Here is a 21,801-nt window from a genome sequence, read left to right as displayed (position 1 = left end):
TCTCGGTAAGTCCCTCCCCCGAGGATGAGCCGCGGGTGGGACTCCGGGCATGCGGGGGAAGTGCGACGAAGCGCCCGCGAAAGAATCGTCGCTATGCGACGCACCCGGGAGAGCCGCGAAGCGAACGGCGCGACCACACCGTACGTCGAACTCGACCGGGCCGCGTGGGCCCGCCTCGCGGGCAAGACTCCCCTCACCCTGAGCGCTGAGGACCTCGAGCGCATTCGAAGCCTGACGGATGCGATCGACTTGACGGAGGTCCGCGAGGTCTACTTGCCGCTGAGCCGACTGCTCAACCTCTACGTGCGCGCGACGGGCGCGCTCCGTCGAGCGACCCACACGTTCCTCTCCGGCGAGAACGACGACGAGGAGCCGGCCGTGCGCACCCCCTTCGTCATCGGGATCGCGGGCTCCGTCGCGGTCGGCAAGAGCACGGTGGCTCGCCTGCTGCGTGAGCTGCTGTCACGCTGGCCGCACCATCCGAAGGTCGAGCTCGTCACCACCGACGGGTTCCTCTTGCCCAACGCCGAGCTCGAGCGTCGCGGGATCATGCACCGCAAGGGCTTTCCCGAGTCGTACGACCAGCGGGCCCTGCTCCGCTTCATCGTCGCGGTGAAGTCGGGTGCGCCCGTGGTGCGTGCCCCGGTCTACTCGCACCTCAAGTACGACATCGTGCCGGGATGCGTGCAGGAGGTGCGTAACCCGGACATCCTGCTCCTCGAAGGGCTCAACGTCCTCCAGCCGGCTCGCATCCGCGCCGACGGGCGGCGAGGGCTCGCCGTGAGCGACTTCTTCGACTTCTCGATCTACCTCGACGCCTCGCCGGCTGACATCCGGCAGTGGTACATCACGCGGTTCCTCGCCCTGCGGGAGACGGCGTTCCGGGACACCGAGTCGTACTTCCACCGCTACGCCGACCTGAGCCACGACGAGGCGGTAGCCCGGGCGGCCTTCCTGTGGGACACGATCAACGGGCCGAACCTGGAGCAGAACATCGCGCCCACGCGCGGGCGCGCGACCTTGGTGCTCCACAAGGGCCCCGAGCACGCGGTGACCCGCGTCCGGCTGCGCAAGATCTGATTGCACCCCGACGGCCCGGGCGCCACAACGCCGTGACGAACCGCGCCACCGTGTGGTGACGAACGCGTGGGAACGACACGCTCGCGGCGGGAGCGCCGGTGCCGACTACAGGGCGAGCGCCTTCTGCACGGTGCGCGCGAGGTCGTCGGCGATCCGCTGCGCCTGCTCGAAGGTCGGGGCCTCCACCATGACGCGGACGACCGGCTCGGTGCCGGACGGCCGCAGCAGGACCCGCCCGGTCTCGCCAAGCTCAGCCGAGGCCGATTGGACGGCGGCGAGGACCGTCGGGTCCGTCTCGGCACGGGACTTGTCGACACCCCGGACGTTGACGAGCACCTGCGGCAACCGCGTCATGACCTTCGCCAGCTCACTGAGCGGCTGGCCGGTCTCGGCGACCCGGGAGAGCAACTGGACGGCAGCCAGCACGCCGTCGCCGGTCGTCGCGTGGTCGAGCAGGATGAGGTGCCCGGACTGCTCGCCACCCAGGCTGAAGCCACCGGCCTTCATCGCCTCCAGCACGTACCGGTCGCCCACCTTCGTCTGCTGAACCGCGATGCCCTCCCGCTGCATCGCCAGGACGAAGCCCAGGTTGCTCATGGTGGTGACGACCACGGTGTCGTGCCGCAGGCGACCGGCCTCACGCATGGCGAGCGCCAGGATCGCGAGGATCTGGTCGCCGTCGACGACGTTGCCCTCCGCGTCGACCGCCATGCACCGGTCAGCGTCCCCGTCGTGGGCGATGCCGACGTCAGCCCCATGCTCGACCACCGCCGCCGTCAGCGCCTCCAGATGAGTCGAGCCACAGTTGTCGTTGATGTTGAGGCCGTCCGGGTCGGCGTTGATCGGGATGACGGTGGCGCCGAGCCGCCGCAGACACTCCGGCGCCACACGGTAGGCCGCGCCATTGGCGCAGTCGACGACCACCCGGAGTCCGTCGAGGCGATGACGCGCGGTTCCGGCGAGCTGCTCGACGTACAGCTCGAAGCCGCTGGCGTCGTCACGGACCCGTCCCACGTCGGCGCCGGTGGGCCGGTCCCACGACTCCCCCAGCCGCGCCTCGATGAGGTCCTCGATCGCGTCGTCGAGCTTGTAGCCGCCGCGCGCGAAGAACTTGATGCCGTTGTCGGGCATCGGGTTGTGCGACGCCGAGAGCATGACACCGACGTCCGCGCCCATGCGCGCGGTGAGGTACGCGACGGCGGGCGTCGGCAGGATACCGAGCCGGATGACGTCCACGCCCGCGCTCGCCAAACCGGCGACCACAGCGGCTTCGAGGAACTCCCCGGAAGCCCGGGTGTCCCGCGCGACCACCGCGGTGGGACGGCGCCCCTCGAAGGCCCCTACCTCGGCGAGGACACGCGCCGCGGCGACAGACAGGTCGAGCGCGAGCTCCGCGGTCAACTCGCGATTGGCGAGACCACGGACTCCGTCGGTGCCGAAGAGCCGGCCCACGACCGAAGCTACCGCTTGGAGTACTGCGGCGCCTTGCGGGCCTTCTTGAGCCCGGCCTTACGACGCTCCTTGGCGCGCGGGTCGCGCGTCAGCATGCCAGCCCGCTTCAGCGGCGGACGGTTGGCCTCAGGGTCGACCTCACTCAGCGCGCGGGCGATGCCGAGCCGCAGCGCTCCCGCCTGACCGCTGATACCGCCGCCGTGGATGCGGGCGATCACGTCGTACTGGCCTTCCAGCTCGAGCAGCGCGAGCGGCTCCCGGACGTGCTGCTGGTGAACCCTGTTGGGGAAGTAGTCCTCCAGGCTGCGTCCGTTGATGCGCCACTGACCCGTACCCGGGAGGAGCCGAACCCGGGCCACGGCCACCTTGCGACGACCGGTGGCGGCCGCTGGGGCGACCGCCGCGGGCCGCGGCAGGGACGACGAGGGGGCCGGCTCACTCTCCGACCGGTAGGCGACGGTGGCGTCGCCGTCACCGGGCTCACCGGCGTACGGCACGTCCTCGACGGCCGCGTCTGCGGTCTCTAGAGCAGTGGGGTTCGCCACGGGATTCCTCACTTCGGCGCAGTCGTCACTGCGAGATCTGGGTGATGGCGTACGGCTTAGGCTGCTGAGCCTGGTGCGGGTGGTCCGGACCGGCGTAGACCTTGAGCTTCTTCAACAGCTTACGGCCCAGCCGGTTCTTGGGGAGCATGCCCCGCACCGCGCGCTCGACCACCTTTCGCGGGTCCTTGTCCAGCAACTCGCCATACGGGACGGCGCGCAGTCCGCCCGGGTAACCCGAGTGCCGGTAGGCGAGCTTGTCGTCCCGCTTGGTGCCCGACAACGCGACCTTCGAGGCGTTGACGATGATCACGAAGTCACCGGTGTCGACGTGCGGAGCGAACGTCGGCTTGTGCTTGCCACGCAACAGCGTCGCCGCTTGACTCGCGAGCCGACCAAGGATCACGTCGGTCGCGTCGATGACGTACCACTCACGCGGGACGTCGCCGGGCTTGGGGCTGTAGGTGCGCACAGTCGTCGACCTTCGCTGCTCGTCGTGGTGGAACCATGCCGATCTGACATGGCTTGTACTGTCCGAATACTCCGCCGAGGCGGATATGCGCCGAGCGCCGGACTGGCCGCCGGCGGACGCAACGACGGCCCAGGATACCCGCGTTCCCGGAGAGGGGTCAAAAAGGGGTGGCACCTGGCCAAGGGCGCCTTCGACCTGCGGAGACCCCCCAGAGTCAGCGGGCCCGCTGGACTCGGCCCTCGTCCCAGACCGGCTCGTCCGACTCGTACACCTCGCCGTTGGCGCCGAAGATGAGGAACCGGTCGAAGCCCCGCGCGAACCACCGGTCGTGCGTCACCGCGATCACCGTCCCCTCGAAGGAGGCGAGGCCTTCCTCCAAGGCGTCGGCGGAGGCGGCGTCGAGGTTGTCGGTTGGCTCGTCGAGCAGCAGCAAGGTGGCGCCCGAGAGCTCCAGCAGCAGGATCTGGAACCGGGCCTGCTGGCCACCGGACAGCGACTCGAACACCTGCTCCGCGGCCGGGGCCAGCTCGTAGCGGTCCAGGACCCGAGACGCCTCATCGCGAGGCAACCCGGCTCGGTGCTCGTCGCCGCGGTGCAGGATCTCCAGAAGCGTCCGCCCGACCAGTTCGGGATGCTCGTGGGTCTGCGCGAACCACCCCGGCCGCACCCGGGCCCCCAGCTTCGCGACGCCCGTGTGCGCGACCGGCGGGATCACCACGTCGGAGACCGGCTGCTGGTCGGGTTCCGGGCAGGTACCGCCGGCCGCCAGCAGCCGGAGGAAGTGCGACTTCCCCGAGCCGTTGGACCCCAGCACCGCCACCCGCTCGCCGTACCACACCTCGAGGTCGAACGGCCGCATCAGACCGGTGAGCTCGAGGTTGGCGCACACGACCGCGCGTTTGCCGGTCCGACCACCCCGGAGCCGCATCCGGACCCGTTGCTCCCGCGGCACCGCCTGGGGCGGGCCGGCCTCCTCGAACTTCCGCAGCCTGGTCTGCGCGGCCTTGTACGCGGCGGACGCCTTGTCGTTCACCGTGGCCCGCCGCTTCATGAGCGCGACCAACGCCTTCAGCTTGGCGTGCTGCTCATCCCAGCGCCGGCGGAGCTCCTCCAGCCGCGCGAAGCGCTCCCTCCGCGCCTCGTGGTAGGTCGCGTAGCCCTGCGGGTGAACCCACACGGTGTTCCCCGCCGCGCCCAGCTCGACGGTCACCACCTGGGTCGCCGTGTTGGCCAACAGCTGCCGGTCGTGGCTCACGTACAGGACGGTCTTGTCGGACTCGCGAAGCCGTTCCTCCAGCCAGAGCTTCCCCGGTACGTCGAGGAAGTTGTCCGGCTCGTCCAGCAGGAGCACCTCGTCGGGCCCGCGCAGCAGTGCCTCGAGCACCAGTCGCTTCTGCTCGCCGCCGGACAGGGTGCGGACCTCACGCCAGCGAGCCCGCTCGTACGGAACGCCGAGCGCCTCGGTGCAGCAGATGTCCCACAGCACCTCCGCCTCGTAGCCGCCCGCGTCGGCCCAGTCGGCGAGCGCCTGGGCGTACCGCAACTGGGTCGGCTCGTCGTCGTTGTCCATCATCGCCAGCTCGGCCCGCTCCAGCGCCTCCGCGGCGGCGCGGATGCGCGGCGGCGCGACGGACAGCAGCAATCCGGCGACCGTCGTCTCGTCGCGGATGGAGCCGATGAACTGCCGCATCACGCCGAGTCCGCCGCTCCGGCTCACCGTCCCCGCGTGGGGTCGAAGATCGCCCGCGACGATCCGCAGCAGGGTGGTCTTGCCGGAGCCGTTGGCGCCGACGAGCGCGACCTTGGCGCCCTCGCCGACCCGGAACGACACCTCGTCGAGCAGGACACGCCCATCGGGCAGGGAGTAGCTCACCTCGCTGACGTCGACATAGCCCATGGCAACCGAGTCTTCACGCGAGCCCGGCGCGGACGCGAACGATTTGTCGCCGCCACTCGCCCGCCCGGTAGCGCGTGGGACGACATCACACCACGAGAACGGCGGTCAGCGCGCCTGAGGCGTCCGTCGTCTCCGAGCGACGGGCTCCGAGCCGCCCGACAGCCCGCGCCTGGACAACCCGCTCAGCGGCCCGGCCAGGCGTCCGGCGGGCGGGTCCAGCAGGTCGGGTCGTACGGAGAGCGGCTCCGCGGCACCGCCAGGCGTCGCCGGGCCCTCGGCGCCTTTCAGCGCGGCTCCGCCGGCGACCGGTCGGTCCGCACCAGACGCCCGACACCTTCGTGCAACGAGCTCGGGCTGTGCGGGCCGGTCAGCAGGGCACGGGTCACCGACGCGGTGAGCTGGCGCACTGTGACGCCGTCGTCGGTGCCGTGGCGGTGGCACCCGCTGTAGCGGACGACCACCTCCTGCGTCTCCCCCGTGGCTCCCTCGACGTGGACCACCATCACCTCGTCGCCGAGCGCGAACTCAGCGGCGCAGTCGCCCGGTGCGTTCGGCCCCGTTCCGGTCGGTGCCGCGATCATGGCGTCCACGACCTCCCGCGCGGCTCTCCCCTCCATCCGGCTCGCGGAGAGCAAGGACGCCGGCGCCGGTCGCGCGCTCTCCCGCGCGTAGCGGCACACCGTCAGCGAGGCGACGTCCCCCAGGCCCGGCAGCCCACCGGCGTCCGAGGACGGGCGCGCGTCAGGGTCGGCCACGACGGGGTGCTCGGGCGCGCAGCCGTAGGAGTCTGCCTCGCCGATCGGTCGCGCGGAACCGAGGATCCGCTCCCGCATAGCCGCGTCATCGCTGAGCACCGTGATCGCCACCCCCGCGACGACCCGGGTCTCCTCGACCCATCCCCCGTCGTAGCGACGCTGCCCAGCCGGTCGGCTGTCGCCGAACCACAGGTAGGGGGCACGGCTCGCGGGGTCGGCGACCGGCTCGGGACACGCGATCGCTGCGACCACCCCTGGCCGACCGACGTACGGCCTCGCCCGCCGGTCCTCACCGTCTGGTGTCCGCGCCGGGTCCGACGCCTGCAGGCACGGCGGAGTCCCGGTCGTGCCGTAGGCCCAGTCGGCCGGCACCTGGACCTCGACCCCGCCGAAGGACTCCCACCGCCACTCCTCGTCCGCCGACCTCGTTCGTTCAGACCGCTCCTCGGCCTCCGTCGTCGTCCGAGCCGCGGGCGATCCCAGGTCGGTCGGGGAACGCTCCGCCAGCAACCACGCGCCCAAGGGCACCACCGCCACACCCACCGCCGCCGCGCAGACCGCGAGGAGGCGGCGTCCAGATGCACCCATCGCCGACACCTCCGGCCCAGGGACGCCGTCGAGTGCCGACGAGGTTGCCTCGGGTGTCCATGCCCTCCTTGGACCTTCCCTGGCGTCCTCCCCGGCGCCCTACTCGGCCGGGTCCGGCCGACTTCCCGACGGCCATCCCGGCGCGCGACAGGAGATACTCCTCAGGGCTCCACGAGGCCCGAGGCTCGTGAGCACTCGTGAGCACAGGCAACGATCGAGGTTCGTCCCACCACGGCTAGGAACTCGCCACGAAGGAGAGGCATGGCGATCAGCATCGGTTTCGTCGGTGCGGGCCAGTTCTCCCGCAGCTTCATCCCGCTGTTCAAGGCCCATCCCGACGTCAAGGAAGTACGCCTCTGCGAGGTGATCCCGGACCGACTCGCGGCGGAGGCAGCCCGGCACAAGATCGATCAGACCTACTCCTCCTTCGAGGACCTGCTGGCCTCCGACGTCGACGCGGTCGCGATCTTCACCCAGCGCTGGACCCACGGCGAGCTCGTGCTGAAGGCGCTGGACGCCGGCAAGCACGTCTACTCCAGCGTGCCGATGGGGATCACCGTCGAGGAGATCGCCGCCATCGTCGAGAAGGTTCGGTCGACGGGCCTCATCTACATGATGGGTGAGACCAGCTACTACTACCCGTCGTCCGTCTTCTGTCGGCAGAAGCTCGCGGCCGGAGAGTTCGGGCGGATCTTCTACGCCGAGGGGGACTACGTCCACGACATGGACCTCGGCTTCTACGAGGCGTACAAGTACTCGGGCGGCGAGCGGTGGAAGGAGACCGCCAGCTTCCCGCCGATGCTGTACCCGACCCACGCGGTGGGCAACGTCTTGTCCGTCACCGGGCGCCACGCCACGCACGTGTCCTGCATCGGCGTGAAGGACGACCGCAACGACGGTGTGTTCGACACCTCCGTCAGCATGTGGGGCAACGACATCAGCAACGCCACCGCCCTGTTCAAGCTCGACGACGGCAGCGTCATGCGGACCAACGAGTTCCGCCGCGTCGGCTACCCGTCGCACATCCGCGAGTCACGGCTCCGCATCTTCGGGACAGAGGGCAGCTTCGAGCAGATGGCCACGGTCAGCCTCTGGCAGACCAAGAAGGGTGTCGAGGACGTCACCGACCTCCTCACGCCACGGCGCTCCGCCCGACTCGACGACCCCGAGCTGGAGGGCATCGACCCCGCGCTGCGTGACGCGTTCGTGTCCGGCTGTGCCCCGGTGCACGATCGGTCCCGGCTCCCCGAGGCCTACACCGGCATGCACAACGGCCACGAGGGCTCCCACCACTTCCTCGCCGACGACTTCGTGCGCGCCGTCGTCACGAACACGCTGCCACCGATCAACGCTTGGGTGGCCGCGCGCTTCACGCTGCCGGGGATCATCGCGCACGAGTCCGCCAAGCAGGGCGGCCGACAGCTGGAGATCCCGGACTTCGGCGACCCGCCGACCTCCTGAGCGGCCGACCTGCGGAGAGGGCCTCTGGAAGCGGCGAGCTCTCGTCGTCACCGCGGCTGGTCGGCTGACCGAGCTCAGCCGGCCGGCCGCGGCACGTTGTGGGCGCGACGCGCCGCGACCCGGCCCAGACTCTCTCACCGGCCTCGCGCGAGCCCCTCAGGTCGCCGTCACGAGGCAGGGCGTCGCACCGTGAGCACGCGGAATCCCTTGGCGCTCCCCTGCCGGTCACACCGCCACCCCTGGGCGTTCAACCACCGTTGTAGGGAGTCGGCGCCAAGGTTCTTCGACACCACGAGCCACGCCACGCCGTCGTCGGTGAGCCTCGACAGCCACCGCTGGAGCAGAGCGTGCAAGGCGGGCTTGCCGATTCGGATGGGCGGGTTCGACCAGACCTGGTCGAAGCGGATGTCATCCGGCACGTCGTCGGGCGTGGCAACGGTGATCCGCGAGCCGACGCCGAGCCGTTCCGCATTCGCTCGGGTGAGCTCCAGCGCACGCGTGTTGACGTCGACCGCCCAGACGTGCACGTCCGGCACCATGGTGGCGAGCACGCAGGCGATGGGGCCGTAGCCACAGCCGAGATCGAGCACGGTGCCGCCCGCGGGCAGCGGTGCCTCGCGCAGCAGAACGGTCGTGCCGAGGTCCAACCGGTCGCCGGAGAAGACACCAGCCGAGGACACCAGCTCGTACCGCCGCCCATAGGCGGTGAAGGTCACCGGTCGGGCGGTGGCCTTCGAGCTGGGATGCTCGGAGAAGTAGTGGTCAGCCACGGTCGTCTCCCGGGTGGGTTCGCACCCGGCGGGTCAGCGCGGCCCGCGCGGCCAGCTGGTTCGCCGGTGGGTACGCGACCTCCTCCAACGTAAGCCCTCGGGCGGGGACGACGGGGACCGCCGGATCGCGGACACGCGCGGCGAGCACCTGCGCCGGCCACTCCACCGGGCGTCGTCCCTCCCCCACGCGCAGCAAGGCGCCGACGAGCGCTCGGACCATCGAGTGGCAGAAGGCGTCGGCGATCACCCGGGCCACCAGCAGACCCGTGGCGTCACGGTCCCACGACAGCTCCAGGAGCGTCCGGACCGTGGTGGCGCCCTCGCGTGCTCGACAGAACGCCGCGAAGTCGTGCTCACCGAGCAAGCGGCGGGCCGCGTCGTTCATCGCCTCATGGTCGAGACGTCGGGGGTGGTCGAGCACCTCGCGACGGCGGAGGGGGTCGGCGACCGCCGGGTCGTCGCAGATGCGATACGCGTAGCGTCGCCAGAGCGCGGAGAACCGAGCGTCGAAGCCGTCGGGCGCCTCCTCGACGCGGCGGACCCGCACATCGGCGGGGAGCGCCCCGGCCAGCCGCCGGGTCAGCGCGTGAGCGGGTGGGAGGGAGGAGCGACCCGACACAGCCGCGTACGCGGCGGCGGGGACGTCGACGTGACACACCTGCCCCCGCGCGTGCACCCCCGCGTCGGTGCGGCCCGCGCAGGTCGTCGTCGGCGGCTTCTCAAGGCGCAGGACCCGCTGCAGTGTCTGCTCCACGACACCCTGCACCGTGCGGAGCCCGGGCTGTGCGGCCCAGCCGAAGAAGTCGGTGCCGTCGTAGGCAAGGTCGAGTCGCAGGCGCACGGTCGGCTCCGCGACCCCGATCTCCCCGACGTCAGCGGCCTCGGTCTGGTCGGGTGGGGTGGCGGATTCCGCGGCAGTGTCCGTCATGGGCGTCCCCGCAGGAGCGTTCGGCTGGCCAGGAGCGTCAGCTGCATGGTCAACGTCGGCCGTGCTCGAGCCTCACCGCCTCCGTGAGGCGCGAGAGCCCGCTGTCCTTCCTCGAGGGAAGGCTCAGCGGGCTCTCGGACACGAAGTCCTCGGGTCAGGACGCGTCCTTGGACTCGTCGGCCGCCTGCTCGCCGGCGGGCGCGGACTCCTCGGCCTCGTCGGCCTTGGCCTCCTCAGCCTTGGCGTTCTCAGCCTTCGCCTCGTCCGCCTTGGCCTCCTCAGCCTGCGCCTCCTCGGCCTTGGGCTCGTCCGCCTTCGTCTCCTTGGCCTCCGCGGTCTCCGGCTCAGCCTTCGGCCGCTCCGTCCGCGCCTCCGTCTGAGGCCGCGACGGCGAGCCCGACACGAGCTCGATCACCGCCATGGGCGCGTTGTCGCCCTTGCGTGGCCCGACCTTGGTGATCCGGGTGTAGCCACCAGGACGGTCCTTGTAGGACGGACCGATGGTGGCGAACAGGTGGTGGACCACCTCCTTGTCGCGGATGACGGCGAGAACCTGCCGACGCGCGTGGAGATCGCCGCGACGAGCCTTGGTGATGAGCCGTTCCGCGAACGGACGCAGCCGGCGCGCCTTCGCCTCCGTCGTCGTGATCCGGCGGTGCCGGAACAGCGACGTGGCCAGGTTGGCGAGCATGAGCCGCTCGTGCGCCGGGCTGCCGCCCAGGCGGGGACCCTTGGTGGGCTTGGGCATGAGGATTCTCCTTCCTGCACCGGCCGTATCAGGTACCGGTGTCAGTGCGGGCGAAGGAGCATTCGGGCCCCTTCGCCCGCGGTTGGTACTGCTGGCTTAGTACTGCTCGGTCTCGGCGTAGCTCTCTTCTTCCTCGTCGAAGGAGTCCACCGCCGCGCTCGGGTCGAACCCGGGCGAGCTGTCCTTCAGCGACAGGCCCATGGCCGCGAGCTTCTGCTTGACCTCGTCGATCGACTTGGCGCCGAAGTTCCGAATGTCCAGCAGGTCCTGCTCGCTGCGGGAGATCAGCTCTCCCACCGTGTGGATGCCCTCACGCTTGAGGCAGTTGTACGACCGGACCGTGAGGTTGAGGTCCTCCACCGGCAGCGCCAGGTCGGCCGCCAGCTGGGCGTCCATCGGCGACGGACCGATCTCGACGCCCTCCGCGTCGACGTTGAGCTCCCGGCACAGGCCGAACAGCTCGACGAGGGTCTTGCCGGCGCTCGCCACGGCGTCGCGAGGCCGCATCGACGGCTTGGTCTCGACGTCGAGGATGAGCTTGTCGAAGTCGGTGCGCTGCTCGACACGGGTCGCCTCGACCTTGTAGGTGACCTTGAGCACCGGGCTGTAGATCGAGTCGACCGGGATCCGCCCAATCTCCTGGTCCGGACGCTTGTTCTGGACGGCGGAGACGTAGCCGCGGCCACGCTCCACCACCAGCTCCATCTCCAGCTTGCCCTTGCTGTTGAGCGTGGCGATCGGCAGCTCGGGGTTGTGCACCTCGACGCCGGCCGGCGGCGCGATGTCCCCCGCGGTCACCAGCCCGGGGCCCTGCTTCCGCAGGTACATCGTCACCGGCTCGTCGTGCTCGCTGGAGACCACGAGCTCCTTGAGGTTGAGGATGATCTCGGTGACGTCCTCCTTGACCCCCGGGATCGTGGAGAACTCGTGGAGGACGCCGTCGATCTTGACGCTGGTGACAGCCGCGCCAGGGATCGAGGACAGCAACGTGCGCCGGAGCGAGTTGCCCAGCGTGTACCCGAAGCCCGGCTCGAGGGGCTCGAGCACGAAGCGCGAGCGGTACTCGTCGACGACTTCCTCGGTGAGGGTGGGACGTTGTGCGATGAGCATGGTGGGTGTCCTTTCCGTGGCGCCCGCCATATGACGCCAACGAAGGAAGAGGCCCTTGTCGGGGAACGCGTCCCCGACAAGGGATGATCAGACCTTCGAGTAGTACTCGACGATCAACTGCTCCTGGATCGGAACGTCGATCTGCTGCCGCGTCGGGAGCTGGTGGACGAGGATCCGCAGCGAGCCGGGCAGAACCTCCAGCCAGCCGGGGATGGGACGCTCGCCGTGAGTCTCCCGCGCGATGACGAACGGCGTCAGTTCACGCGACTTCGGCCGGACGTCGATCACGTCGTGCTGGTCGACCTGGTAGCTCGGGATGTTGACCTTCTTGCCGTTGACCAGGAAGTGACCGTGCACGACGAGCTGCCGTGCCTGACGCCGCGTGCGCGCGATGCCGGCACGGTAGATCACGTTGTCGAGGCGCCGCTCGAGCAGCTGCAGCAGGTTGTCACCCGTCTTGCCGCCTCGGCGGTGCGCCTCCTTGTAGTAGCGGTGGAACTGCTTCTCGAGAACGCCGTAGGTGAGACGAGCCTTCTGCTTCTCCCGCAGCTGGAGCAGGTACTCGCTCTCCTTCGGGCGCCCGCGGCCGTGCTGCCCCGGCGGGTACGGACGCCGCTCGAACGCCTTGTCGCCACCGACCAGGTCGACTCCGAGCCGGCGCGACTTCTTGGTCATGGGACCGGTGTAACGGGCCATGGGTGGTACTCCTTCGTGACGCGCTGCTCGGGATCAGACGCGGCGCCGCTTCGGCGGGCGGCAACCGTTGTGGGGCACAGGGGTGACGTCCTGGATCGTGCCGACCTCGAGGCCGGTAGCCGTGAGGGACCGGATCGCGGTCTCCCGGCCCGAGCCGGGACCGCGCACGAAGACATCGACCTTCTTCATCCCGTGCTCCATGGCACGACGGGCGGCCGCCTCGGCGCACATCTGGGCGGCGAACGGCGTCGACTTCCGAGACCCCTTGAAGCCGACGGTGCCGGCGCTGGCCCACGCGATCACGTTGCCGTTGGGGTCGGTGATCGTGACGATCGTGTTGTTGAACGTGCTCCGGATGTGCGCGTGTCCGAAGGTGACGTTCTTCTTCTCCTTGCGGCGCACCTTCTTGGCGCCGGTCGTAGCTCGGCTCTTGGGAGGCATCTGCTTCGCGAACTCCTGGGATCGAGGGAACGGGGTTGCGAGGAGGCGGCGGGCGGCGCGGCCAGCGGCACGACCGCCGACCGCGGCTTACTTGCGACCCGGCTTCTTCTTGCCGGCGACGGTCTTCCGGGGACCCTTGCGGGTACGCGCGTTGGTCCGCGTGCGCTGACCGCGGACGGGGAGACCGCGACGGTGCCGCAGACCCTCGTAGCAGCCGATCTCGATCTTGCGCCGGATGTCGGCCGCGACCTCCCGGCGGAGGTCACCTTCCACCCGGTAGTTGGCTTCGATCCAGTCGCGGAGCTTGATGAGCTCCTCGTCACCGAGCTGGTGCACACGAAGATCGGGGTTCACCCCGGTCGCCTTGAGCGTTTCCAGGGCGCGGGTGCGGCCGATGCCGTAGATGTAGGTGAGCGCCACCTCGATGCGCTTGTCGCGCGGGAGGTCAACGCCGACGAGTCGTGCCATGGGCAGTTGTTCCTTTCACGTCGCGGAGGTGTGGTGTGCGCCGCGTCCCGGTCTGCCCTGGATCGGACTCCCGACCCGCTGCTCCGGCGGATCGCCGATCCGACCGGGCCCCGGCCTCCGCCCGGGGGTGACACCAGGACCCGTGGGGTCTGGTGAGCGGTCGCACTCTCGTCACCGGTGGCACCGCCTCGGGCTCGGGCCCGAGACGGTCCGTCCCCGCCTCGGGATCAGCCTTGACGCTGCTTGTGGCGGGGGTTCTCGCAGATCACCATGACCCGACCGTGCCGTCGGATCACCTTGCACTTGTCACAAATCCTCTTGACGCTGGGCTGGACCTTCATCGCTCTTCTCCGGGACCGGAGCGCCAGCTCCCGGCCGACTGGCTCGGCGGGCTCGCGCCCCGCGGGTTCGTGTCGGGCTTCCACAGGGCGCATCGCCCCGTGCCGCGTTCAGCGGTAGCGGTAGACGATCCGTCCACGGCTCAGGTCGTACGGCGAGAGCTCCACGACCACCCGGTCCTCGGGGAGGATCCGGATGTAGTGCTGGCGCATCTTGCCGCTGATGTGTGCGAGGACCTTGTGCCCGTTGGCGAGCTCCACCCGAAACATCGCGTTGGGGAGCGCTTCGACCACCGTGCCCTCGATCTCGATGACACCTTCCTTTTTCGGCATGTCCTCCGCACTTCGACTGGCTTGACGTGCACCTGGCGGGTGTGCCCCGCAGTGGGCGCTCCGCCCCGGGATCTCTCGCCCGTAGACGATCAATCGGCCGCCGGCAGAGCTGGACCGACGTGGAAGTCTACGTCACCCCACGTCAGGATGCGAATTCGGGCGTACGACCGACACCGTCCCGTGACGAACCGCGTCGAGCCGTCACGCACCGTACAACCAGAGTATCGAAGCGGGCCAAGCCGCCGGATCAGTCACGCAGCTGGCGGCGCATGATGGTGATCGACAGCAGCACCGCACCCCAGGGGCCGGCCACCCACGCCGGCCAGAAGTACGGCAGCTCCCCGTTCGTGATGCCGGTCAGGACCCAGACCACCAGGTTGACGCTCACCGCGCACGCCCAGAGGGTCCACAGGACGACCATCACCTTGTCGCCACGGGAGCGCGGAGGCTTCGCGGGCGTCGTGGACCCCTTCGAGACCTCGGTCGAGGGGTGCGGGGTTCTCACCACCGGGATGTCGCGCACCAAGGGCTCGAGCTCACCGTACGTCTGTGCCTTGTAGAGCGCCTCCAGGCGGTCCTGGAACTCGGTGAGGGTGAGTCGCCCTTCGGCATGAGCGTCCCGCAGCCGTGCCGCGATCTTCTCGCGGTCACTGTCGGACGCGCGCATATCCGGCTGGTACGGCACGGTCATAGTCTGCACGCTCTCCGCGACCGACGCATCCGGGAATCACCTCCGGATGGCCAGGGGAAACCCTGAGCCGGTAATCGAGCGGCGTCCGACGACGCGTGGATGACCGTCATCATCCCGAAGCCAACACCCTGAAGCCGACACCCCGAAGCCATCATTCCGAAGCGCCGGAGCTCTCGTCGAGACCGCCCACCTCGACACCGAGGGCGGCGAGCCTCTCCCTCCCACCGTCCAACGCGGTCAGCACCCACGGGCCGCGCTCGGTCAGCGCGATCGTGTGCTCGACGTGTGCGGCGTACCCGCCGTCCAACGTCACGACCGTCCAGTCGTCGTCGAGGACACGGGTCTCGGGAGAGCCAAGCGTGATCATCGGCTCCACCGCGATCGTGAGCCCCGGCTGCAGGCGCGGACCGCGACCCGCTCGCCCGATGTTGGGCACGTTCGGCGGCTGGTGCATCTGTGTTCCGATGCCGTGACCGACGTAGTCCTCGACGATCCCGTAGCGACCCTCCGCGCGCACCCGCCCCTCGACAGCGGCCGAGACGTCGCCGAGCCGTCCACCCGGACGCATCGCCGCGATTCCGTGCCAGAGCGCGTCCTCGCACACCTCGGCCAGCCGGCGGAGCTCGGGGTCGATCTCGCCGACGCCGACGGTGATGGCGGCGTCACCGTGCCACCCCTCGACGATCGCCCCGCAGTCGATCGAGATCAGGTCGCCTTCCTTGAGGCGTCGCGGCCCGGGGATGGCGTGCACCACCTCGTCATTGACCGAGGTGCAGATCGAGGCGGGGTAGCCGAGGTAGCCCTTGAACGACGGGACAGCGCCGCTCGCGCGAATGTGCTCCTCCGCGAGCGCATCGAGCTCGGCCGTGGTGACGCCCGGCGCGACCGCGTCGCGCAGGACCTCGAGCGTCCGGGCGACGACCAGGCCGGCCTCGCGCATGAGCGCGATCTCGGCCGGTGACTTGAGGTGGATCCTGCGGTCCTGGAACACAGCGCCTCGCCTCTCGGCGTGGTCACGACTCGAGCGCGGCGACGACTCGGTCGGTGACCTCGCTGACGTCTCCCATGCCGTCGATGTCGACCCGCAGACCGCGCTGGCCGTAGATCTCCAGCAGCGGCTCGGTCTGCTCGCGGTAGACCTCGAGGCGGCGACGGATGACCTCCTCGGTGTCGTCGCTGCGCCCCTCCTGCTTCGCCCGACCGAGCAGGCGCTGAATCAGCTCATCCTGGTCGACGTGGAGGACGAGCACCTTGTCCAGCGCCACACCCTGGTCGGCCAGGATCTTGTCGAGCGTGTCGACCTGCGCCACGGTGCGGGGGAACCCGTCGAGCAGGAAGCCCTTCCGCGTGTCCGGTTCGGCCAGACGACTGCGCACCATGGCGTTGATGAGGTCGTCAGGCACGAGCTCACCCGCATCGAGGTAGCGGGCCGCCTGCTCGCCCAAAGCGGTGCGCTCTTGCACGTTGGCACGCAAGATCTCCCCGGTCGAGATGGCCGGGATCTCCAGACGCCGGGCGATCTGGCTCGCCTGGGTTCCCTTGCCAGCTCCTGGGGGTCCCATGATCAGCAGTCGCATCAGCGTAGGAACCCTTCATAGTGCCGCTGCTGCAGCTGGCTTTCGATCTGTTTCACCGTGTCGAGGCCGACCCCCACGACGATGAGGATGGACGTACCTCCGAACGGGAAGTTCTGGTTCGCGCCGATGAGGACGAACGCGATGAGCGGGATGAGGGAGATCACCCCGAGGTAGATCGACCCTGGGAAGGTGATACGCGACAGGACGTACTGCAGGTACTCCTGGGTCGGACGACCGGCCCGGATGCCCGGGATGAAGCCCCCGTGCTTCTTCATGTTGTCCGCGATGTCCTTGGGGTTGAACGTGATACCCACGTAGAAGTACGTGAACGCCACGATCAGCAGGAAGAAGCCGACCATGTAGACCGGGTGCGTCCCCTGCGCGATGTTCGCGTTGATCCACTGCGCCCAGCGCGCCGTGGGATTGAACTGCGCCGCCAGCACGGGGAGGTACAGCAAGCTCGACGCGAAGATCACCGGGATGACGCCGGCCTGGTTGACCTTGAGCGGAATGTAGGTCGAGCTGCCGCCATAGGCCCGCCGGCCGATCATCCGCTTGGCGTACTGAACCGGGATCCGCCGCTGCGCCTGCTCGACGTAGATGACCGCGGCCATGATGATCAGGCCGACCACCATGACGACGATGAACGTCGGCCAGCCCTGCTGCCGCCGGATCGCCTCCAGCGAGGTCGGGAACGCCGCCGCGATGGAGACGAAGATCAAGATCGACATGCCGTTCCCGACGCCGCGGTCGGTGATCAGCTCACCGAACCACATGATGACGGCGGTGCCGGCCGTCATCGTGATGACCATCGTGATCAGGATCAGGATGCTGTCGTTCGGGACGAGGACCTCGTTGCATCCCGGGAACATCTGGCCCGAGCGGGCCAAGGCGATGATGGTCGTCGACTGCAGTACCGCCAACCCCATGGTGAGGTAGCGGGTGTACTGCGTGATCTTCTGCGTCTCGCCTTCCTTCCTGAGGGTCTCGAGACGCGGAATCACCACGGCGAGCAGCTGAATGATGATGCTCGCCGTGATGTACGGCATGATCGTCAGGGCGAAGACCGACAGCTGGAGCAGCGCACCTCCGGAAAAGAGGTTGAGCATCCCGTAGATGCTGCTCCCGCTACCGCCCTGAAGCACCGGGTCCAGGCATCGACGCACCGCGCCGGCATCGACGCCCGGCGTCGGCAGCACCGAGCCGACCCGGAACAACGCGACGATGAAGAGCGTGAAGAGCAGCTTCTTGCGCAGGTCCGGCGTCCTGAACGCGTTGACGAACGCGGTGAGCACCCAGTCCTCCTGCGTCCCGCCCTACGGGCGGAGTCGTCGTGATCGGTGAACCCACAGGCTGCCACGCGACGCCGTCGCCGCGCCCCCTGTCAGTCCCCTCGGAGAGTACTGACGGTCGGAGAGTACCGACGGTTGCCTGGGACAATAACAGCTCGACGCTGCCTCTCCCGACGCATGGGCGCCCCGGCCGGGCTCGTGGGCCCGAAAGCACGGAGCGCCCCAGTCGTCAGCCTCTGAGCGGATCAGAGCTTCGTGACCGAACCGCCCGCCGCGGTGATCTTCTCGACCGCGCTTCGGGAGAACGCGTGCGCGGCCACCTGCCACGCCGCGGTCGCCTCGCCGTCGCCGAGCACCTTGACGGGTCGGCCCGCTCGGACCGCGCCCTTGGCGGCGAGGTCCTCCACCGTCACCTGGCCACCCTCGGGGTAGAGCCGGGCCAGTCGGTCGAGGTTGACCACCTGGTACTCGACCTTGAAGCGGTTCTTGAAGCCACGGATCTTCGGGATCCGCATGTGCATGGGCAGCGCGCCACCCTCGAGGTTGGTCGGGATCTGGTCGCGCGCCTTGCTGCCCTTCGTGCCACGACCGGCCGTCTTGCCTCGGTGACCGCCCTCACCACGACCGACCCGCGTCCGAGCCTTGTGAGCGCCAGGAGCCGGGCGGAGGTGGTGGAGGCGCAACGGGCGTCCGGCCCGCGTGGCCTTCTCCTCCGACGTCTGCGTCGCCACTGTCAGTCGACCTCCTCGACCACGACGAGATGGGACACCTTCGCCAGCATGCCCCTGACCTCCGGGCGGTCCTCCTGAACCACCTCGTCGTTCAGGCGCTTCAGACCAAGGGTCCGCAGGGTGTCCCGCTGGTCCTTCTTACGGCCGATCGTCGACCGGACCTGGCGGACCTTGAGCCGGCGGGCCATCAGGCACTCACCTCCGCACGGGCACGCAGCATCCTCGCTGGGGCGACCTGCTCCACCGGGAGGCCGCGGCGCGCCGCCACCTGCTCCGGCGACTCCAGCATCTTCAGCGCCGCGACGGTGGCGTGGACGACGTTGATCGGGTTGGACGAACCCAACGACTTGGACAGGACGTCGTGAATACCCGCGGCCTCGAGCACCGCCCGAACCGGCCCACCAGCGATCACGCCGGTACCGGGCGACGCCGGCCGCAGCAGGACGACACCCGCGGCCTTCTCGCCCTGGACCGGGTGAGGGATGGTGCCACCGATCCTGGGGACCTTGAAGAAGTGCTTCTTGGCCTCCTCGACGCCCTTGGCGATGGCCGCCGGCACCTCCTTGGCCTTGCCGTAGCCCACACCGACGGTGCCATCACCGTCACCCACCACGACGAGCGCGGTGAAGCTGAAGCGCCGGCCGCCCTTGACGACCTTCGCCACCCGGTTGATGGACACGACCCGCTCGATGTAGGTCGTCTTCTCCGCGACAGAGCCGCCCCGACGTTCGTCCCGGCGGTCCCGGCGGTCGCCAGAGCCGCTGCCGCGGCGCTGCTGGGGTCCAGCCATGGTTTCCTCTTCTTCTCTCTCCTGGTCGAACGTCAGAACTCGAGCCCCGCCGCACGTGCGCTGTCGGCGAGGGCGGCGACCCGCCCGTGGTACTTGTGACCAGCGCGGTCGAACACCACCGCCGAGACGCCGGCCGCCTTCGCGCGCTCGGCGATGCGCTCACCGACCTTCCGGGCACGCGCCGTCTTGTCGCCGTCGAACTCCCGCAGGTCCTTCTCCATGGTCGAGGCGGACGCGAGCGTACGGCCGACCGTGTCGTCGACCACCTGCGCGAGGATGTGCCGCGCGGACCGGGTGACGACCAGACGCGGGCGCTCCGGCGTGCCGAAGACCTTCTTCCGCACCCGAAGGTGTCGCCGCAACCGAGCCCGCGTCTTGGGATTCACGGACTTGTACTCACTCAGACGGGCGGCCATCGGTTACTTACCAGCCTTTCCGACCTTCTGGCGGACCTTCTCCCCGGCGTACCGGATGCCCTTGCCCTTGTACGGCTCAGGCTTGCGCAGTTTGCGGATGTTGGCGGCGACCTCACCGACCACCTGCTTGTCGATGCCGGTGACCGAGAACTTCGTCGGCGACTCCACCGCGAACGACACACCCTCAGGCGCGTCGACCGTCACCGGGTGGCTGAAGCCGAGCTGCAGCTCGATCTGGCGCGGCCCCTTCGCCTGGACACGGTAGCCGACGCCGACGATCTCGAGCTTGCGCTCATACCCCTGGGTCACGCCGGTCACCATGTTGGCGACGAGCGTGCGGGTGAGGCCGTGCAGTTCCTTGCTACGCCGCTCGTCGTTGGGACGCCTCACCTCGATCTGCCCATCGTTGTGAACCACCTCGATGGGCTCGGCCACCTTGTGCGTGAGGGTCCCCTTCGGCCCGGTCACCGTGACCGTGCGGCCCTCGATCTTGACCTCGACGCCCGACGGCACAGGGACCGGGAGCTTTCCGATGCGGGACATGTCCTACTCCTCCTTGCTCCCCCATCACCACACGTAGGCGATGACTTCGCCGCCCACGCGTCGCTTGCTGGCCTGTCGGTCGGTCAACAGGCCCTGCGAGGTGGAGATGATCGCGATCCCCAACCCGCCGAGCACTCTGGGCAAGTTGTTGGCCTTGGCGTAGACCCGCAGGCCCGGCTTGGAGATGCGTCGGATGCCGGCGATCGAGCGCTCACGGTTGGGCCCGTAGCGCAGCTGGATCACCAGCTTCTTCCCGACGGTGCCTGTCTCGGGCTCCTCGACACGCCAACCGGCGATGTAGCCCTCCTGCTGGAGGATCTCCGCGATGCCCGCCTTCATCTTCGAGTAGGGCATCTCCACGGTGTCCAGGTAGGCCTGGTTGGCGTTCCGCAGACGCGTCAGCATGTCTGCGATCGGGTCGGTCATCGTCATAGGTCTGGCCACTTTCCCGCCGTGGTTTCCGCACGAGCGGACCTGCGGCGACTCGAAGGTTCTTCCGGAAGTGTGCTCATGTGGTGGCGGCCGGCCGGCTGTGGTCCGAGATCACCAGCTGCTCTTGGTCACGCCGGGGAGCTCACCCCGGTGTGCCATCTCGCGCAGGCAGATCCGGCACAGCCCGAACTTGCGGAACACGGCCTTGGGCCGCCCGCAGCGCTGGCAGCGAGTGTAGGCGCGCACCGCGAACTTGGGCTTGGCCTTCGCCTTGACAATCAGGGCGGTCTTTGCCACGTCAGGACTCCTTGAACGGGAAGCCGAGGTGCCGGAGGAGGGCTCGTCCCTCCTCGTCGGTCTTCGCGGTCGTCACGATGGTGATGTCCATCCCCCGCGTCCGGTCGATCGTGTCGGGGTCGATCTCGTGGAACATCACCTGCTCGGTCAGGCCGAACGTGTAGTTTCCGCGCCCGTCGAACTGGTTGGGCGACAGGCCGCGGAAGTCACGGATGCGTGGGAGCGCCAGCGACAGGAGACGGTCGAGGAACTCCCACATCCGGTCGCCGCGCAACGTCGCGTGGGCGCCGATCGGCATGCCCGCGCGGAGCTTGAACTGCGCGATGGACTTCCGCGCACGCGAGATCGCGGGGCGCTGACCGGTGATCATGGCGAGGTCGCGGACCGCACCCTCGATCAGCTTCGAGTCGCGAGCGGCCTCACCCACCCCCATGTTGAGCACGACCTTCGACACGGTCGGCACCTGCATGGGGTTGCGGTAGCCGAACTCCTTCTTCAGCGCGTCGATGATCTCCTCGCGGTAACGCACCTTCAACCGCGGCGGCACGCGCTCGGTAGTCGTAGCGGTCATCAGATCTCCTCGCCGGTCTTCCGCGCGATCCGCACGCTGCGGTAGCCCGTGTACGTCGTTCCGTCGGCACGGCGCTTCTCGACCTCGCGCCGCTCGTAGCCGACTCGCGTCGGCACCTTCTTGCCGTCGACCTCGACGAGCAGGGCGACGTTCGACACCGGGATCGAGGCCTCTTGCGTCACGATGCCACCGGTCTTGCCCTGCCGGCCCTGGGCCTGGACGACCTTCGTGTGCCGCTTGACCCGGTTGGCTCCTTCGACGAAGACCCGGCGTCGCGCCGTGTCGACCGCGATCACCTTGCCCTCGACCCCACGGTCGCGACCCGCGATGACCCGGACGAGATCGCCCTTCTTGATGTGTAGCGGCTTACGGGCAGGCATCG

General features: G+C 69.2%; 29 protein-coding genes. 2 read left to right on the top strand and 27 right to left on the bottom strand.

Annotated features, from left to right (window positions below; translation table 11 throughout):
* The first annotated feature begins 93 nt into the window (after positions 1-93).
* The gene (gene coaA / locus DFJ64_RS13875) at positions 94-1,080 is read left to right on the top strand and encodes a type I pantothenate kinase (protein ID WP_115850832.1); all 987 of its coding nucleotides are present in this window, start codon (positions 94-96) and stop codon (positions 1,078-1,080) included.
* A 105-nt stretch (positions 1,081-1,185) separates the two neighbouring features.
* Here the strand turns inward: coaA and glmM are convergent, their stop codons facing one another.
* From glmM to DFJ64_RS13850, 5 genes are all read right to left on the bottom strand, one after another.
* Complete coding sequence (gene glmM, locus DFJ64_RS13870; protein ID WP_115850831.1) at positions 1,186-2,532, bottom strand: phosphoglucosamine mutase; 1,347 nt, start codon at positions 2,530-2,532, stop codon at positions 1,186-1,188.
* Positions 2,533-2,540: 8 nt separating this feature from the next.
* Positions 2,541-3,029 (bottom strand): 30S ribosomal protein S9, encoded by a 489-nt coding sequence (rpsI, locus tag DFJ64_RS13865; protein ID WP_115852089.1) that lies wholly within the window; start codon positions 3,027-3,029, stop codon positions 2,541-2,543.
* A 73-nt stretch (positions 3,030-3,102) separates the two neighbouring features.
* Positions 3,103-3,546 carry a 50S ribosomal protein L13 gene (gene rplM, locus DFJ64_RS13860; RefSeq protein ID WP_115850830.1) on the bottom strand — a complete coding sequence of 148 codons (444 nt, stop codon included), beginning with the start codon at positions 3,544-3,546 and terminating at the stop codon, positions 3,103-3,105.
* A 214-nt stretch (positions 3,547-3,760) separates the two neighbouring features.
* Positions 3,761-5,443 carry an ABC-F family ATP-binding cassette domain-containing protein gene (locus tag DFJ64_RS13855; RefSeq protein ID WP_115850829.1) on the bottom strand — a complete coding sequence of 561 codons (1,683 nt, stop codon included), beginning with the start codon at positions 5,441-5,443 and terminating at the stop codon, positions 3,761-3,763.
* A 284-nt stretch (positions 5,444-5,727) separates the two neighbouring features.
* Positions 5,728-6,786: a hypothetical protein gene (locus DFJ64_RS13850; protein WP_115850828.1), complete on the bottom strand. Its 1,059-nt coding sequence runs from the start codon at positions 6,784-6,786 to the stop codon at positions 5,728-5,730.
* Positions 6,787-7,047: 261 nt separating this feature from the next.
* On the opposite strand from DFJ64_RS13850, the gene DFJ64_RS13845 reads away from it, so the two are divergent.
* Positions 7,048-8,247, top strand: a complete 1,200-nt coding sequence (locus DFJ64_RS13845) for a Gfo/Idh/MocA family protein (protein WP_115850827.1) — start codon at positions 7,048-7,050, stop codon at positions 8,245-8,247.
* A gap of 167 nt (positions 8,248-8,414) precedes the next feature.
* Here the strand turns inward: DFJ64_RS13845 and DFJ64_RS13840 are convergent, their stop codons facing one another.
* The 22 genes from DFJ64_RS13840 to rplX all read right to left on the bottom strand — a co-directional run bounded on the left by DFJ64_RS13840 (position 8,415) and on the right by rplX (position 21,799).
* A complete protein-coding gene (locus tag DFJ64_RS13840; RefSeq protein ID WP_115850826.1) occupies positions 8,415-9,017 on the bottom strand; it encodes a class I SAM-dependent methyltransferase in 603 nt (200 codons plus the stop codon).
* On the bottom strand, positions 9,010-9,858 hold the full coding sequence (truA, locus tag DFJ64_RS13835) for a tRNA pseudouridine(38-40) synthase TruA (protein WP_211310829.1): 849 nt from the start codon (positions 9,856-9,858) through the stop codon (positions 9,010-9,012). Before truA ends, DFJ64_RS13840 begins: the two co-directional genes overlap by 8 nt.
* Before the next feature lie 241 nt (positions 9,859-10,099).
* Positions 10,100-10,693 carry a 50S ribosomal protein L17 gene (rplQ, locus tag DFJ64_RS13830; protein WP_115850824.1) on the bottom strand — a complete coding sequence of 198 codons (594 nt, stop codon included), beginning with the start codon at positions 10,691-10,693 and terminating at the stop codon, positions 10,100-10,102.
* Between the two features lie 96 nt (positions 10,694-10,789).
* Positions 10,790-11,803, bottom strand: a complete 1,014-nt coding sequence (locus tag DFJ64_RS13825; RefSeq protein ID WP_115850823.1) for a DNA-directed RNA polymerase subunit alpha — start codon at positions 11,801-11,803, stop codon at positions 10,790-10,792.
* An 87-nt stretch (positions 11,804-11,890) separates the two neighbouring features.
* A complete protein-coding gene (rpsD, locus tag DFJ64_RS13820; RefSeq protein WP_115850822.1) occupies positions 11,891-12,499 on the bottom strand; it encodes a 30S ribosomal protein S4 in 609 nt (202 codons plus the stop codon).
* A gap of 33 nt (positions 12,500-12,532) precedes the next feature.
* On the bottom strand, positions 12,533-12,940 hold the full coding sequence (gene rpsK, locus DFJ64_RS13815; protein WP_115850821.1) for a 30S ribosomal protein S11: 408 nt from the start codon (positions 12,938-12,940) through the stop codon (positions 12,533-12,535).
* 87 nt (positions 12,941-13,027) lie between these two features.
* Positions 13,028-13,408: a 30S ribosomal protein S13 gene (rpsM, locus tag DFJ64_RS13810; RefSeq protein WP_115850820.1), complete on the bottom strand. Its 381-nt coding sequence runs from the start codon at positions 13,406-13,408 to the stop codon at positions 13,028-13,030.
* Between the two features lie 227 nt (positions 13,409-13,635).
* Positions 13,636-13,749 (bottom strand): 50S ribosomal protein L36, encoded by a 114-nt coding sequence (rpmJ, locus tag DFJ64_RS13805; protein WP_013862061.1) that lies wholly within the window; start codon positions 13,747-13,749, stop codon positions 13,636-13,638.
* A 108-nt stretch (positions 13,750-13,857) separates the two neighbouring features.
* Positions 13,858-14,079 (bottom strand): translation initiation factor IF-1, encoded by a 222-nt coding sequence (gene infA / locus DFJ64_RS13800; protein WP_115850819.1) that lies wholly within the window; start codon positions 14,077-14,079, stop codon positions 13,858-13,860.
* Between the two features lie 247 nt (positions 14,080-14,326).
* Complete coding sequence (locus DFJ64_RS13795; protein WP_115850818.1) at positions 14,327-14,770, bottom strand: DUF1707 SHOCT-like domain-containing protein; 444 nt, start codon at positions 14,768-14,770, stop codon at positions 14,327-14,329.
* Between the two features lie 151 nt (positions 14,771-14,921).
* Positions 14,922-15,761 carry a type I methionyl aminopeptidase gene (gene map, locus DFJ64_RS13790; protein WP_115850817.1) on the bottom strand — a complete coding sequence of 280 codons (840 nt, stop codon included), beginning with the start codon at positions 15,759-15,761 and terminating at the stop codon, positions 14,922-14,924.
* Between the two features lie 22 nt (positions 15,762-15,783).
* Positions 15,784-16,347 (bottom strand): adenylate kinase, encoded by a 564-nt coding sequence (locus DFJ64_RS13785; protein WP_115850816.1) that lies wholly within the window; start codon positions 16,345-16,347, stop codon positions 15,784-15,786.
* Positions 16,347-17,642 (bottom strand): preprotein translocase subunit SecY, encoded by a 1,296-nt coding sequence (gene secY / locus DFJ64_RS13780; protein ID WP_115850815.1) that lies wholly within the window; start codon positions 17,640-17,642, stop codon positions 16,347-16,349. Before secY ends, DFJ64_RS13785 begins: the two co-directional genes overlap by 1 nt.
* Positions 17,643-17,884: 242 nt before the next feature.
* On the bottom strand, positions 17,885-18,370 hold the full coding sequence (rplO, locus tag DFJ64_RS13775; RefSeq protein ID WP_115850814.1) for a 50S ribosomal protein L15: 486 nt from the start codon (positions 18,368-18,370) through the stop codon (positions 17,885-17,887).
* Between the two features lie 2 nt (positions 18,371-18,372).
* Positions 18,373-18,558: a 50S ribosomal protein L30 gene (rpmD, locus tag DFJ64_RS13770; RefSeq protein WP_115850813.1), complete on the bottom strand. Its 186-nt coding sequence runs from the start codon at positions 18,556-18,558 to the stop codon at positions 18,373-18,375.
* Positions 18,558-19,160 (bottom strand): 30S ribosomal protein S5, encoded by a 603-nt coding sequence (gene rpsE / locus DFJ64_RS13765; protein ID WP_115850812.1) that lies wholly within the window; start codon positions 19,158-19,160, stop codon positions 18,558-18,560. The genes rpmD and rpsE overlap by 1 nt, the downstream gene beginning before the upstream one ends.
* Before the next feature lie 32 nt (positions 19,161-19,192).
* Positions 19,193-19,576 (bottom strand): 50S ribosomal protein L18, encoded by a 384-nt coding sequence (gene rplR, locus DFJ64_RS13760; RefSeq protein ID WP_115850811.1) that lies wholly within the window; start codon positions 19,574-19,576, stop codon positions 19,193-19,195.
* A gap of 3 nt (positions 19,577-19,579) precedes the next feature.
* Complete coding sequence (rplF, locus tag DFJ64_RS13755; RefSeq protein ID WP_115850810.1) at positions 19,580-20,119, bottom strand: 50S ribosomal protein L6; 540 nt, start codon at positions 20,117-20,119, stop codon at positions 19,580-19,582.
* 24 nt (positions 20,120-20,143) lie between these two features.
* The gene (rpsH, locus tag DFJ64_RS13750) at positions 20,144-20,551 is read right to left on the bottom strand and encodes a 30S ribosomal protein S8 (RefSeq protein ID WP_115850809.1); all 408 of its coding nucleotides are present in this window, start codon (positions 20,549-20,551) and stop codon (positions 20,144-20,146) included.
* Between the two features lie 111 nt (positions 20,552-20,662).
* Complete coding sequence (locus tag DFJ64_RS13745) at positions 20,663-20,848, bottom strand: type Z 30S ribosomal protein S14 (RefSeq protein WP_115850808.1); 186 nt, start codon at positions 20,846-20,848, stop codon at positions 20,663-20,665.
* Position 20,849: 1 nt separating this feature from the next.
* Positions 20,850-21,419 (bottom strand): 50S ribosomal protein L5, encoded by a 570-nt coding sequence (gene rplE / locus DFJ64_RS13740; protein ID WP_115850807.1) that lies wholly within the window; start codon positions 21,417-21,419, stop codon positions 20,850-20,852.
* Positions 21,419-21,799, bottom strand: coding sequence for a 50S ribosomal protein L24 (gene rplX / locus DFJ64_RS13735; protein ID WP_115850806.1), 381 nt, complete (start codon positions 21,797-21,799; stop codon positions 21,419-21,421). Before rplX ends, rplE begins: the two co-directional genes overlap by 1 nt.
* Positions 21,800-21,801 lie beyond the last annotated feature (2 nt).

Source organism: Thermasporomyces composti (assembly GCF_003386795.1).
Lineage (GTDB): Bacteria > Actinomycetota > Actinomycetes > Propionibacteriales > Actinopolymorphaceae > Thermasporomyces > Thermasporomyces composti.
The sequence above is the reverse complement of the archived record's forward strand: the minus strand, read 5'-3'. Positions and strand labels throughout refer to the sequence as shown.